This is a genomic window from Aquimarina latercula DSM 2041 (genome assembly GCF_000430645.1).
GTDB classification, from domain to species: domain Bacteria; phylum Bacteroidota; class Bacteroidia; order Flavobacteriales; family Flavobacteriaceae; genus Aquimarina; species Aquimarina latercula.
Map to the genome: position 1 here is coordinate 106441 of NZ_AUMK01000012.1, position 14684 is coordinate 121124.

The 14684-nt window shown below is 32.8% G+C and carries 11 protein-coding genes; 6 read left to right on the forward strand and 5 right to left on the reverse strand.

The genetic code is table 11. The features are described 5' to 3' along the window. Positions 1–1266, forward strand: a complete 1266-nt coding sequence (locus H526_RS0112350; protein ID WP_027393284.1) for an MFS transporter — start codon at positions 1–3, stop codon at positions 1264–1266. Positions 1267–1279: 13 nt separating this feature from the next. On the opposite strand, the gene metG is transcribed toward H526_RS0112350, so the two are convergent. The 5 genes from metG to H526_RS0112375 form a co-directional block, all read right to left on the reverse strand. Then, complete coding sequence (gene metG, locus H526_RS0112355; protein WP_035085458.1) at positions 1280–3346, reverse strand: methionine--tRNA ligase; 2067 nt, start codon at positions 3344–3346, stop codon at positions 1280–1282. Positions 3347–3549: 203 nt separating this feature from the next. After that, positions 3550–5163, reverse strand: a complete 1614-nt coding sequence (locus tag H526_RS0112360) for a DUF1501 domain-containing protein (RefSeq protein ID WP_027393286.1) — start codon at positions 5161–5163, stop codon at positions 3550–3552. Between the two features lie 7 nt (positions 5164–5170). After that, the gene (locus H526_RS0112365) at positions 5171–6631 is read right to left on the reverse strand and encodes a DUF1800 domain-containing protein (protein ID WP_027393287.1); all 1461 of its coding nucleotides are present in this window, start codon (positions 6629–6631) and stop codon (positions 5171–5173) included. Between the two features lie 333 nt (positions 6632–6964). Further along, positions 6965–8590 carry a DUF1501 domain-containing protein gene (locus H526_RS0112370; RefSeq protein ID WP_027393288.1) on the reverse strand — a complete coding sequence of 542 codons (1626 nt, stop codon included), beginning with the start codon at positions 8588–8590 and terminating at the stop codon, positions 6965–6967. Between the two features lie 7 nt (positions 8591–8597). Continuing rightward, complete coding sequence (locus H526_RS0112375; protein ID WP_027393289.1) at positions 8598–10142, reverse strand: DUF1800 domain-containing protein; 1545 nt, start codon at positions 10140–10142, stop codon at positions 8598–8600. Positions 10143–10246: 104 nt separating this feature from the next. Between H526_RS0112375 and H526_RS0112380 the strand changes: the two genes are divergently transcribed. The 5 genes from H526_RS0112380 to H526_RS0112400 all read left to right on the forward strand — a co-directional run bounded on the left by H526_RS0112380 (position 10247) and on the right by H526_RS0112400 (position 14636). Beyond that, a complete protein-coding gene (locus H526_RS0112380; protein WP_027393290.1) occupies positions 10247–11143 on the forward strand; it encodes a S66 peptidase family protein in 897 nt (298 codons plus the stop codon). Between the two features lie 2 nt (positions 11144–11145). Then, on the forward strand, positions 11146–11505 hold the full coding sequence (locus H526_RS0112385) for a YraN family protein (protein WP_027393291.1): 360 nt from the start codon (positions 11146–11148) through the stop codon (positions 11503–11505). A gap of 26 nt (positions 11506–11531) precedes the next feature. Beyond that, a complete protein-coding gene (locus H526_RS0112390) occupies positions 11532–12428 on the forward strand; it encodes an aldo/keto reductase (protein ID WP_027393292.1) in 897 nt (298 codons plus the stop codon). Between the two features lie 89 nt (positions 12429–12517). Continuing rightward, entirely contained in the window at positions 12518–13636 is a 1119-nt protein-coding gene (locus tag H526_RS0112395) for a helix-turn-helix domain-containing protein (protein WP_027393293.1), read from the forward strand. A gap of 79 nt (positions 13637–13715) precedes the next feature. Continuing rightward, complete coding sequence (locus H526_RS0112400) at positions 13716–14636, forward strand: NHL repeat-containing protein (RefSeq protein WP_027393294.1); 921 nt, start codon at positions 13716–13718, stop codon at positions 14634–14636. Positions 14637–14684: the final 48 nt, after the last annotated feature.

The window sequence follows — 14684 nt, forward strand, 5'->3', positions numbered from 1 at the left end:
TTGATGAAAAATGATCCTTACTCAGCATTACGATATAAAGAGTTTACAATTTTTTTATTAATACGGTTGTCACTGGTTATGGCGTGGACTATGCAATTTATAGTAATCGAATGGCAAGTATATAGTCTTACAAAAGATCCACTTTCTTTAGGTATTATTGGCTTAATGGAGGTTATCCCGGCAGTATCTTTGGCTTTATTTGCAGGTCATATTGTTGATCAAAAAGAGAAGAAAAGCTTACTACTTACGTGTATTTTAGGATTTTTGGGAATTAGTTTAGGTTTGTTACTATTAACGTGGCCTAGTATTTCAGGTTCTTTGGCTGAATCTACTATTTTGTATGGAATTTATTTTCTCGTTTTTTTAGGAGGTATTGTTAGAGCTTTTTTAGGTCCTACTTTGTTTTCCTTGTTAGCGTTGTTAGTTCCTAAAAAGGTGTACCCTAATGCTGCCACTTGGAGTAGTTCCACTTGGCAAATAGGAGCCGTTGCTGGACCAGCACTTGCTGGATTTACAATAGGTTTTATTGATGTGCATTGGTCGATGTTAGTGATTGTTGGTTGGGCGTTAATAGCTTTCATTTGTTTGTTTAGGATTCCTAAGAAACCAATAATGAATCCTAATATTGGTGAACCTATATTTAAGAGTTTGAAAGAAGGGTTAACGTTTGTTTTTAAGACCAAAGCGGTTTTAGGGGCACTTACTTTAGATATGATCGCTGTTCTTTTCGGAGGTGCTATTGCCTTATTACCTGTTTTTGCTCAGGATATTCTTAAAGTAGGACCACAAGGTTTTGGTGTTCTAAGGGCTGCTCCTGCTGTAGGGGCCTTTATAATTATGTTTACCACTGCATATTTTCCGATTAATAAAAAAGCAGGTATAAAACTGTTATTAGCTGTTTTTGGATTTGGAGTTAGTATTATAATTTTTGGTGTTTCTTCTGTTTTTTGGATTTCTGTAATAGCATTATTTTTTAGCGGAATCACGGATGGAATTTCAATGGTGATACGACAAACAATATTACAACTTAAAACTCCTGATCATATGAGAGGGAGAGTTTCTTCTGTTAATTCCATGTTTGTAGGATCTTCAAATGAATTAGGAGCTTTTGAGAGTGGTATTACTGCCAAATACATGGGCACAGTAACAGCCGTTGTATTTGGCGGTAGTATGACATTACTAACTGTTATTTTTACTTCTATCGTTTCTCCAGCTTTTAGGAAATTAGACCTCAGAAAAGATATTGAAGAAAATTCAAGTAGTTAAAAGTATTCAAACATTAGCTAATCATAGCGCCAGGATTGACACCCTCTTGATCTGGATTTAAGAATACTAGTTTCCCATCAGGAGTTTCAGTCATTAGGATCATCCCCTCACTTTCTACACCTCTTAATTTTCTAGGAGCAAGATTTACTAAAACAGTCACTTTTTTACCAATTAGGTCTTCTGGTTTAAAGTGTTCTGCTATGCCTGAAACGATCGTTCTAGTATTGATTCCAGTATCTACTTTTAATACTAACAGCTTTTTTGCTTTTGGCATTTTTTCAGCTTCTACAATAGTTCCAACTCGCATATCCATTTTAGTGAAATCTTCGAAAGTAGCTGTGTCTTTTTGCGGTTCTACGGTTTTGTTCTCGGCTTGGTTTGCTTTTTTAGTAGCTTCTAATTTATCTAGCTGTTTTTGGATATCAGTATCTTCAATTTTGGAAAATAATAGTTCGCCTTTTTCAATCTTATGATTGGCAGGAAGAAGTGCTTCTTTTGTAGAAATATCATTCCAGTTGGTTTTTAAGTCATCAGAATTGATAGCAAGGATATTCTTTAATTTTTGAGATGTAAAAGGCAAAAATGGTTCTGATAAAGTAGCTAAAGCAGCAGCAACTTGTAAACCAACATACATAATGGTTTTAACACGCTCAGGATCTGTTTTAATAAGTTTCCAAGGTTCTTCATCTGCTAAGTACTTATTACCTAATCTCGAAACGTTTAATAATTCTTGTGAACCTTCTCTAAATCTATAGCGCTCAATAGAGCTACTGATAACATCAGGATAAGCTCTTAGTTCTTTTAAGGTTTGTTGATCTACATCAGACAATTCATTTGGTTCAGGAATGATACCGTCGTAATATTTATTCGTTAACACAACAATACGATTGATAAAGTTTCCAAAATTACCAACTAGTTCGTTGTTATTTCTATCTTGGAAATCTTTCCAAGTAAAGTCATTATCTTTCGTTTCTGGAGCATTTGCGGTTAGTGCATAGCGAAGCACATCCTGTTTACCTGGAAAATCTTCTAAATACTCATGTAACCAAACAGCCCAATTCTTAGAAGTAGAGAGTTTGTTTCCTTCAAGGTTTAAAAATTCATTTGCAGGAACGTTTTCTGGTAAAATATAGCTTCCTTCTGCCTTTAACATACTTGGAAAAATAATACAGTGAAATACGATATTATCTTTACCGATGAAATGTACAAGTTTTGTGTCTTTGTCTTTCCAATAAGGTTCCCAGTCTTTTCCTTCTCTTGCTGCCCATTCTTTAGTTGAAGAAATATATCCAATCGGTGCATCAAACCAAACATATAGCACTTTTCCTTCTGCTCCTTCTACCGGGACAGGGATTCCCCAATCTAAATCACGAGTTACTGCTCTTGGTCTTAATCCATCATCAACCCAGGATTTGATTTGACCATATACATTGGTTTTCCAGTCTTTTTTATGACCTACTAGTACCCATTCCTTAAGGAAATCTTCATATTGATCTAATGGCAAAAACCAGTGTTTGGTTTGTTTTAATGTCGGTTTTGCCCCAGAAATTGTAGATTTTGGATTTATCAAATCTGTTGCATTCAGTGAACTACCACAGTTTTCGCACTGATCTCCATAAGCTTCTTCGTATCCACATTTTGGACAAGTACCAGTTACAAAACGATCTGCAAGGAACTGATCTGCTTCTGCATCATATAATTGTTCTGAGGTTTCTTCAATAAATTTTCCATCTTCATATAATTTTTTGAAAAAATCAGAAGCCGTTTCGTGATGGATAGGAGCAGAGGTTCTAGAATAATTATCAAAGGTAATTCCGAAATCTTCAAAAGACTTTTTAATGATTGCGTGGTATTTGTCAATAATTACCTGAGGAGAAACTCCTTCTTTTTTAGCGCGCATTGGTATGGCGGCACCATGTTCATCACTACCACAAATAAAGGCCACGTCATTTCCCGTAATTCTAAGATATCTAGAATATATGTCTGCAGGAACATAAACTCCTGCAAGATGCCCGATATGAATTGGGCCATTTGTATATGGTAAAGCTGATGTAATTGTATATCTCTTAGGTGCGCTCATAATGCTTATAAAAATGAGGCACAAAGGTAATAAACACTTATATAAAATAAGAAAGCTTTATCTAATTAATACTAATCTTATTTTATGCTTTTATATTAGTGTCTCTGACTAGGTTTAATTAGAAATAACATTCTTTTTAATAGAAAAACAGTATCAAGAAATAATCCTGATACTGTTTAAAATAATTTGTTGTATTAAAATTGTTATAAGATCATAACGGGTTTGCTATATCGTTTTTTGCCTTTAGTTATTCTATAAGCATAAAACCCTTCGGATAGATTAGTTTGAGCGGCTTCTTTTACGTTTATTACATGTTCTCCTTCTAATAGCATTTCATTTTTTAGGTTTGCTATTTTTTGCCCACTCATACTATAAAGATCTACATTTACATGACCAGCCTGCGCATTGGTAATATGAAGAAATGATTGGTTATCTGTATACGTAACTGTGTGACCGAAATTTTCGAAGGTTGGGATTTCTTCATCTGTACCTAAACTATTACAGCCAAAACCAAGATCCAATGGATCGTATTGCTGACCTAAAAGAGTTTGATCAACAATATTACCGTCTATACATAACCATTCCTTCATAATAGAAGCATACACTTGTCTAAAATCATTGGTATTATATAGATTCCCGTTATTATTTAAATTTGACAAATCAGGATGATCTCCTATAAAACCATTTCCATCTAATCCTGTTCCGAAAAGCATCATAGGAGCCGCAGTTCCATGATCTGTTCCACGAGAGCCATTTTCTTTTACTCTTCTTCCAAATTCTGAAATTGTCATGGAAACTACTTTATCATCCCATCCAGCATCTTTAAGATCATCATAGAAATAAGACATAGTCTCTGATAATTGAGTCATCAATTCTTCTTGCCTATTTAATTGGTCATTGTGGGTATCGAAACCACCTAAAGTAACAAAATATACTTTGGTTCCTAAATTTCCTTTTATAAGACGAGAAACAACACTTAATTGTTGTGATAATCTATTGTCAGGATAATTTCCGAAATCAGAAGTGCTTTCATAAGCATCATTAATTACTCCTGCATATGTAAATGTAGTATTTGCCACTCCTTTTAGATAACCTACTTTTTCTCCATGTGTACAATCAGGAAGATTACTTAGGTCATAAAGAGATCCATTCTGAGCTATTTCATAAAGTTTTCTTGGATCGGCTACAGAAAAAGCAAAATTGTTTTGGTCTCCATTAAATATAAGATTCCCACTACTTCCTATCTGTATAGCTGCAGGGCGATCTGGAGGACTTAATAGATAGTCTGGATATAGGTTTTCAAAATACCTTCCCATCCAACCAGAACTTTCTTGATCGGTTACATCAGAGGTTGCCCAAATATCGGAGCCTGTAAAGTGTGATAATGCACTTTGTTCATATCCTACTCCATGCACAATTTTCATCTGACCATCTCCCCATAATTTCTCAAATTTATTAGCATAATTCGGCATTCCATAATCATCATTAAGGTTGAATAATTGATTTTCTGGAATCTTTATGTTAGGGCGTGCATTGGCATATGTGTCGTATTGATTGATTGGGATTACTGTGTTTAATCCGTCATTTCCACCTTTAAGTCTTACAATTACTAGGACTCTATCATTTTCTGATTCATTTAGAGCAGCGGATAGTGGAGAAGGTTTTGATACAGACAAAGCGGTGTTAGCAAATGCCATAGTACCTCCACCAACGATTCCTAGAGCTTGTAAAAATGAACGACGGTTCCATTTCTTATGTTCTTGATTATTACAGCTACCAGATTTTGGTGTGAAATTTTTATAATGAGTATCGCACATGATGTTATTATTTAAGTTGGAATTCAGGGATTGTTATTAGAAATTGTAAAAGGCTATAGACCTGTTTGGGAGCAGTTTCCCAATCAAGATTCCAAGTGCCATCTTCAAAATAATTTTCAGGAACTTGATCTTTAAAAATTTCTAAACCTTGGCTATATTCTGTAGCGCTAATAAGCTCTTTGGACAAAAAATTATCCATAATTTGTCGAGATACTAACTCAACATCATTAGAGTTTTCATCACTTACAGCCTTGCCGATTACTCTAAATTGCTCTTCGTTATGCCTCCAAGCTCTCCATAGATACCAACCAATTCTATCCCACCTTGTAGTAATTGTACTAGAATCTATCCAATCTTTATCTCCTTGCCAACCAGCAACATCAACTGGTTTTAATAATTCTTGTCCCAATTCTTGACATCCTCCACGTATTTTGTTGTTAAATTCGAAATCCGCGGGTAATTCAAAACCTAAGTCTTTAAAAAAGTTGATTTGTACATCAACAGGACTTTTAATATGAACACCTAAACTTTTCTGGTCAAAAAAATGTTCACTTTTAAACAGTTGTCTTAGTACAGGAGCTATTTCAAAATTATTATCTAAAAAAGTTTGAGCTAGTTGATTGACAATAGTTTCGTTGGTTGCTGGGCTAATAAAGTAGCGATAGAGTTTACCACAAATAAATGCTGCTATTTGTTGTGGTCTTTGCTCAAATAAAATTCTAATTACATCATAATAATCCCAATTTCCAGTTTGACCAAAAATTGTTTTATCATCACTATCAAATTTGTTAGCATCAAAGGTAATTGGACCCCAACGTTCTTCTCTTTCGTTCCAACCTGTTAAAGCTCTTGCAGTTTCAACAATATCATTTTGAGTATATCCATTGTCTACTCCTAGAGCAAAGAGTTCATATAACTCTCGTCCATAATTTTCATTGGGTCTATTTTTCGTGTTCTCATATCCGTTTAAATAGATAAGCATAGCCGAAGAAAGTCCCATATCACTTGCAAAATCCTTAAAATTCCCCAAAGAATGAAGTTGTAGTAAATTGTAATATTGAAACATATATGCAGGGCTTTGATATGTATTATCTTCTGTTACAAAATGATTACTCCAAAATAAAGTTAGACGATCTCTAAGATTATTCTGAAACATATCTGCCACCATTTGATTTTTCCAATCTCTTCTGTATTCAAAAGGGTTTTCTGGTCTTGCGTCAAAGTCATCTTTTATCCAATAGCCCCAAGCCGGTGCTGGAGTTGGATTAAGGTTCAAAGCTTCATCGATAAGACTATCAATATGGTCAGAAGGGTTTTGATTGAGCGCATTATTCACCATTTCTGGAGTAGCACCAAAACCAAGTCTTCTGTACAAATGATTAACTTTTTGTCTATTCCAAGGATTTGAGTTTGTCGGGGAATAGATGTTTAATGAAGCAACATTACACGAAGTATTTGTTGTTAGCATAAATAGATTGAGTTAGTTAAGAATTTACGTTAGTTTATTTTTATCGAAACGTAATTATCTGACAGTTAGTTTCTTGTTAAGAAATATTTAGTCATAATTATGATAATTTTTGATATTGTTTATTAATATCAATTTTTGCAATAAAAATGATTTTAAACTAAATATTTTAGATCGATTTCTTGCTACTCTTTTAGTATTCGTTTGTGATTAACTAGTATCTGTTTATGTCGTTTAGAATTTTTTTGGAGTTAACGGTATAACAAAATAAATCCCTTAGTAAATATATTATTACTAAGGGATTTATTATATATTTATTTTATAACTTTTACTATATTAAGAAATTAACAGTGATTTACTAAACTCACCTGCTCCGGTTTCGATTCGGTATACATATTGACCTGTACTTAATCTTGTTCCAGCAGATTCTTTTACATCAATAACATGCTCTCCTTCTAATAGCATTTCATTTCTTAATGTGGCTACTTTTTGCCCAATAATGTTAAATAATGTTATATCTACATGTGTAGTTTCTGGGTTATTAATGTTTATAAAAGTTTGCCCTCCATCATAAGTAACTATATGGGATAGTGTTTCTCCATCTCCGGGGATATTAGGACTAACTCCGCCACAGGTGAACCCTAAGTCTAAAGACTCAAACTCTTCACCAAGTAAGGCGTCGCTTACAGTACTTGGATCAATACACAACCACTCTTTCATAACGGTAGAATAGATTTGTCTAAAATCATTAGTACTTTCTGCGTTGAATCCAACACTAGGATTATCTGGTAAGTCCGGATGTTCTCCAATAAAACCATTACCATTAAGTCCTGTTCCAAAAAACATCATTGGAGCAACGGTACCGTGGTCAGTTCCTAAAGAACCATTTTCTACTAGTCTTCTCCCAAATTCAGAAATCGTCATAGTAAGAACCTTATCGTCCCAACCAGAAGCTTGTAAATCTGCATAAAAATTACTAATACCTTCAGAGAAAGAGTTTAGTAACTGTTGATGTCTTTGTATTTGATTGTTATGAGTGTCAAATCCTCCAAGTGTAACCATATACACTTTGGTTCCTAGATTTCCTTTTATCAAACGAGCAACAATACGCATTTGTCTAGCGAAACTATCATCTTCTAAATATCCTCCGAAATCTGTAGATCTATTAAATGCTTCAGATATTGCCTCTGCATATGTATATGTTACGTTTGTACTTTCTCTAATAAAATTTAACCGATCACCATATGTACAATCAGGAGCTGGGTCCAAACTATAACCTTGATTTTCGATATAAGCTTCTAATCTTCTAGGATCTGAAATTGCAAAAGAAAAATCGTTTTCTGGACCTCTAAAAATTAGATTACCAATACTACCAATCTGAATAGAAGGCGGACTTGGTGGTGGGTCTGTAATATAACTAGGATATAATCTTTGAAAATATCTACCCATAAAACCTGAACGTTCTTCTTCGGTTAAATTGGTATTCGCCCATATATCCGTACCTCTAAAATGTGATAACGTTTGATCTTCATATCCTACTCCATGGGCTACTTTCATTTGCCCGTCACCCCATAAATTTTCTAATTTATTCATAGGTTTGGGCATTGCGTATTCGTTTTCTTCTAGATTAATAAATTCACTAGGGGGTATTTTTATTAAAGGTCTGGCATTTGCATAAATATCATATTGATTTACTGGAATAATGGTATTATAACCGTCATTACCTCCACCAAGTCTGCATATGATTAAAATATTATCTGTTTCTGCTTGACTTAAAGCTACGGATAGAGGAGACGGTCTGGAAACGGTAAGATTTGTGTTTGCCAGCATCATAGATCCTCCTCCTACAAGTCCTAATGCTTGTAAAAAAGATCTACGATTCCATTTTTTGTGATCATCAGTATTACAAACGCCTTCTTTAACGTTTGTTTTTATATTTTTGGGGTGGTGTGTATCGCACATAGGTTAATTATTTAAGTTGGAATTCAGGCAATTCATCAATGTGACTTAGTAGCGCATAAAACTGATCAGGAACTCCTGATAAATCTAATGTCCATAAAATAGGAGCAACGGCATCAGGTTCATAATAATTTTCAGGATAAAATTCCTTGAATATTGCTAATGCTTCATCGAACAATGTTTGATCTTCTAATCCTCTAGGCAGAAAATAGTCTAGAATTGCTTTTACCACGATATTAACCTGTTCTCCTTGTAATGTGTTATTTACAAAACCATCAGCTAAAGTTCCAATGGGAAGACCATTTAGGAAATCACTGAACTGTGTTTGATTCTGAGAATAAAAAGTATTTATGATACTTTGAATACCTTCCCATCTTCCAATTAAATAGTCAGGACTAATCCAATCTTCATCTCCTTGCCAACCTTCTACATCAATTGGATTTAGTACTTCTTGACCAATTGTAGTAGTTCTCCCTAATAAAGAATTTAAAGTTGCTAGTGTAGGAGGAGATTCAAAGTTTAATTGTTTAAAATGAGTAACAAATAGATCAATTGGACTTTTAATAATGGCACCTATAGCTTCTTGATCAAAGAAGTGTTCGCTTTTAAAAAGCTGACGTAACACTGGTGCAATCTGAAAGTTATTTGCTATAAATGTTTGTGCCATTTCGGCTACAATTGCTTCGTTACAAGTAGGACTTACGAAATAAGCATATAGTTTACCGCAAATAAAATTAGCTATTAATGTTTCTCGTTGCGCAAACAAATGTGCAATTACGTCATCAGGGCTTCCAAGTCCATAATATCCAAAGTTAGCGGTTTGACCAAAAATATCTTTTGTGTCATTACTAAATTGACCAGGATTAAAAGTAATAGGTCCCCAAGGAATATCATTAGTCTCTACCCAACCGGTAATAGCCTTGGCAGTTTCGATAATATCATTTTCATTATATCCATTATCTACACCTAATGTAAATAATTCATATAATTCTCTGGCATAATTTTCATTAGGTCTGTCTCTTGTGTTCTCATCTCCATTTAGATATACCAACATAGCAGAAGATATACCGATATCATATACAAATTGTCTAAAATCACCTAATGCATGAAATTGAAGAAGATTATAATATTGATATTGATAAGCAGGACTTCTGTACGATTGATCCTCAGTAACAAAGTGATTACTCCAAAATAGTGTTAAACGATCTCTCAATCCGTTTTGCACAAAATCATATATCATTTGTCTTTTACCCTCATCTTGATAAAAATTAATATCATTGTCCTCGTTAGCCATTTCAGCGGCTTCAAATTGATCTCGATTCCAAAAAGCCCATTCTGGGGCAGCAGTTGGAACTAAGGCAATTGCTTCATCAATCAAGGAATCTACTAATGCTGAGGGGTTGTTCTGATTTAATGCATCGATAACCTGTGTTTTAGTAGCTCCAAAGGCTACTCTTCGGTATAAATGATTTATTTTGCTTACGTTCCAAGGATTCTCAGCCGAGGGTACATAAGGGTCTAACGATGCTAAGTTACAAGAAGTATCAGAGATCATAGGCAATAGGTTTAATTAGTGTTAAGGGACGATTTTCAGCGTAATATAATAGTTTAGAACGAAAACATTTGTTAATTAGTATCCTAAAATGAAAAATTTAAGAAATGTTGAAGCCTAATTTTGTTAAAAAAGGAGATAAAATAGCCATTGTTTCCACTGCACGAAAAATTAGTCATAAAGAAATTAGTGAGGCTATTAATATTGTAGAAAAATGGGGTTTAACTCCTGTTGTGGGATCAACTATTGATTTAGAGTATAACCAGTTTGCAGGGACAGATGATGATAGAAGGCAGGATTTTCAAAGAATGTTAGATAATAATGAAATAAAAGCTATATGGTGTGCTCGAGGCGGTTACGGTACAATAAGAATTATAGACCTATTAGATTTTTCTATATTTATGAAACATCCAAAATGGATTGTTGGCTACTCTGATATTACAGTATTACACGCACATATTCACAATTTAGGAATTTCTACAATTCATGCCGCAATGCCGATAGATATTCATAAAGGTAGCGAAGAATCAAGACAATCACTATATGATTCTTTATTTGGAAAAAAGATTAAGTATAATATTCCTTCTTTTGAAAAGAATAAAACAGGAAATTGTAAAGGAAAGGTTATTGGAGGTAATTTATCTATCTTATATTCTATTTGTGGTTCTAAATCATCTATTGATTGTAAAGGAAAAATACTTTGTATTGAGGATTTAGACGAATATTTATATCATGTTGATAGAATGCTCCAGAATTTAAAACGTAATGGATATTTTGATGGATTGTCCGGTTTAATTGTTGGGGGGATGACTAAGATGCACGATAATAATATTTCTTTTGGAAAAAATGCTAAAGAAATTATTTTAGAAATTGTACGAGATTATAGTTTTCCTGTGGTATTTGATTTTCCGATGGGGCATATTGAAGATAATAGAGCATTAATTATGGGGGCAGAAATTTCTTTGGAAGTACAAAAGGAATCTGTAACCTTAAAGTATACGTAGGGGTGGCAGAGCATAATTTACTTGGTAAGGAAGGAGAAACATTAGCTGTTAAGTTTTTAGAAAAAAAGGGATATGAAATTCTAGAACAAAATTATAGATATCTAAAGGCTGAAATTGATATTATAGCCAAGAAAAGTAATACAATAGTGGTTGTCGAAGTAAAAACCAGAAGCACACCAGAGTTTGGTGATCCACAGGATTTTGTAAAACAGAAACAAATACAATTATTGATCAAAGCGATAAATCACTACGTAGAGGAAAATGATTTCGATGAAGAGATACGTTTTGATATTATAGCAATAATTAAAAATAAGTTGCGAACGGAAATTGAGCATCTTGAAGATGCTTTTTATCATTTTTAATAATTAGTCTTAATACAAAAGAATAAATGAAATATCGCAGACTTGGTAATTCGGATGTGGAGATTAGTGAAATATCTTTTGGTTGTATGTCTCTTGAAGAAGATTTTGAAAAAACAAAAGAACTAATCCATTTGGCTTTCGATAAAGGGATTAATTATTTTGATACAGCTGATTTATATCAAAATGGTAACAACGAAGAAATGCTAGGTAAGGCCGTTAAAAGTTTTAGAAACAAGATTATTATAGGCACAAAAGTTGGGAATCAACCTAGAGAAAATGGAGAAGGCTGGGATTGGAATCCAAGTAAAAAATATATTATAAATTCTGTAGAAAAGAGTTTAACTCGCTTAAAGACTGATTATATAGATCTTTATCAATTACATGGAGGAACTATTGATGATCCTATTGAAGAAACTATAGATGCTTTCGAAACATTAAAAGCAGAAGGTAAAATAAGATACTATGGTATTTCGTCTATTCGACCTAATGTAATAAGAGAATATATAAAACACTCTAGAATTTCTAGTGTAATGATGCAATATAGTCTTTTGGATAGGAGACCAGAAGAATCCTGTTTACAATTATTACAGAAAAATAACATAGCTGTTTTATCGAGAGGATCGATAGCAAAGGGATTGTTAGCAGGGAAAAAGGCAAAAGAGTACTTAGAATATATTTCTTCTGATGTTGATATTGTTATTAAAAAGTTAAAACAATTATCTAATGAGGATAGGACTATCGGACAAATAGCAATTCAGTTTGTTTTAAATCATAAATCTATTACTTCTTCTGTTGTTGGTTTTAGAACTGAACATCAGTTACAAGAATGTATAAAAGCTTTAGAAATACAGCAGTTGTCCGATGAAGAACTTAACTATCTTCAAAACATTATTCAGCCATTATTATATAAAAATGACAGATAGATTGATATAAAAAGTACGAGTGTACCCAAACGGTCTTTCTAATTTTTAAATTTGATTAGATTTGAAAAAGGGAATATTTAAACTTCTATATGGATTCATTCGGAATTGTTGATTTATTATTATTCTTAGGAATTAGTCAAGGAGTTTTTCTTGCGATTACTCTTTCATTGCTTCATAATAAAAATAAACCAGCTAATAGGATCTTATCTTTTATACTATTAATAGCCTGTTTGATGCTTGTAGGCAGGGTGTTTTATCCGAGATTTTCTGGAGTTTTATTTTTCCGAATAGCAGGATTTGTGGATACATTGATTTTTATTTTTGGACCTTTGCTATATACGTACATAAGAAGATTGACTTTTAATGAATCTCCGGGTTATAAAACTCCTTGGTATCATTTTATTCCTGCTTTTCTTCATGTAGTATTTTTTAGTTGGACGTTATTTTATACTAGAGAAGAATTACAAATTATAATCAGTGAAGGTGGCTTTAATTTTGTTTATTTTATTGTAGAGACTGTAGGTTTAATAAGTAATGTAGTATATGTTGCTAAATCATATCATTTGCTCAGTATCTATAAAACTGCAGAAAAAACAAACCTTTCTTATTCGCAGAAAGTACAAATCTTCCTAAGGTTTTTTTTATTTGGAATTTCAGTTTTTATGATTTTATGGATCATAAGTTATGCTAATTATTTTATGAGATTTAAGGAGTTGTATTTTATAAGTTATCATCTAATTTGGATGTCAATTCCCGTATTTATTTATATTGTTGGATTTTTTAGTTTAAAGCAACCCGAAATATTTAGGGTTCCACTTAGTAAGAAAAAAACTGTTTCAAAAGAAAGGTTGAATGGAGAAGAACTGGAAATATTAAAAAAGAATTTAGAGGATCTTATGGTTAATAAAAAGATATATTTAAATAATGAACTTACTTTAAAGGATCTTTCTAAAGAACTCAATACTTCTACTAACAATATATCTTGGTTACTCAATAATATACATCAATGTAATTTTTATGATTATGTAAATACATATAGAGTTCAAGAATTTATCTCCAAAATCCAAAAAGGAGAGCATTTTAATCATACTATTTTAGCATTGTCGTTAGATTCAGGTTTTAATTCGAAATCAACTTTTAATAAGGCTTTTAAAATGATTAAGAATGACACTCCAAGTAATTATATAAAAACATTACAAACCTCTTAAAGAAGTTTCAGCGTATACATTAGGTCGATTTTTAAAGTTTTTTGACTCAGTTTTGAGTATAACTTTAAAATTATATCAAATGAAACGAACAGTTAATTTTTTTTCAGCAATAAAGAAAGCGATATGCTCATATGTTACCCCTTCTATTTTTGTTTTATCGCTATTGGTTACTTCTTGTAGACCGGGCGAAGTTCCCAATATAGTAACCACGGTAGATACGGTGACAGATGGTTCATTTCACGATGGACTGGCAATAGATCGTAAAGGGAATTTATATGGATCTGATTTTGTCGGAAATACAGTTTATAAAATGACTCCTTCTAGAGAAGTAACAGTTTTTGTAGATAGTCTGGTTTCTCCAAATGGGATTGGTATTAATAAAAATGATGAAATTTATGTTTGTGATCATTTTGGCAATACTATTTATAAGTACTCAGAAGAAGGTGCGCAATTGGATAGTATTCCGGCAATTTCTCCGGCAGGTATAAAAAGAATACCAGGGACCAACGATATGTTGTTCGTCGAATATAATACGAATACGATTAATTTATTATCAGAAAATAATACAATCACTAAGTTATATGAAGGATCACCAATTAATGGACCAGCTGGAATTGCATTCGATAGGAGAGGTGATTCATATATTGGTAACTTTAATGATAGAAAAATCTATAAATTTAAAGACGGTGAACTCACTTTTATTGCTGAGTTACCCGCAGAAGCACCTAATGCTAATTTTTTAGGGTTTTTGACGTATGCTAGAGGTTTTCTTTTTGCTACTCAAATAGGGGAACATAAGATTTATAAGATCAATCCAAACAAAGAAAATGATTTTGAAGTATTTGCAGGAAGTGTATTGGGTAACGAAGATGGAGATGTTTCTGAAGCGACATTTAATTTTCCAAATGGAATATTAGCTAGCAAGAATCAGAAAATCCTATATATTTCTGATGCTGGGACCAAAAATTTGAGAATCATAGAAAGTGGTATTGAACATTAATTTATAGTTATTAAATAGAAACAGGGAAATTTTCTCTTTTTTATTTTG

Coding starts and splice junctions, on each gene's coding strand:
- metG (WP_035085458.1), bottom strand. CDS start 3,346: ATGAGCGCACCTAAGAGATATACAATTACATCAGCTTTACCATATACA.
- H526_RS0112360 (WP_027393286.1), bottom strand. CDS start 5,163: ATGTGCGATACTCATTATAAAAATTTCACACCAAAATCTGGTAGCTGT.
- H526_RS0112365 (WP_027393287.1), bottom strand. CDS start 6,631: ATGCTAACAACAAATACTTCGTGTAATGTTGCTTCATTAAACATCTAT.
- H526_RS0112370 (WP_027393288.1), bottom strand. CDS start 8,590: ATGTGCGATACACACCACCCCAAAAATATAAAAACAAACGTTAAAGAA.
- H526_RS0112375 (WP_027393289.1), bottom strand. CDS start 10,142: ATGATCTCTGATACTTCTTGTAACTTAGCATCGTTAGACCCTTATGTA.
- H526_RS0112380 (WP_027393290.1), top strand. CDS start 10,247: ATGTTGAAGCCTAATTTTGTTAAAAAAGGAGATAAAATAGCCATTGTT.
- H526_RS0112390 (WP_027393292.1), top strand. CDS start 11,532: ATGAAATATCGCAGACTTGGTAATTCGGATGTGGAGATTAGTGAAATA.
- H526_RS0112395 (WP_027393293.1), top strand. CDS start 12,518: ATGGATTCATTCGGAATTGTTGATTTATTATTATTCTTAGGAATTAGT.
- H526_RS0112400 (WP_027393294.1), top strand. CDS start 13,716: ATGAAACGAACAGTTAATTTTTTTTCAGCAATAAAGAAAGCGATATGC.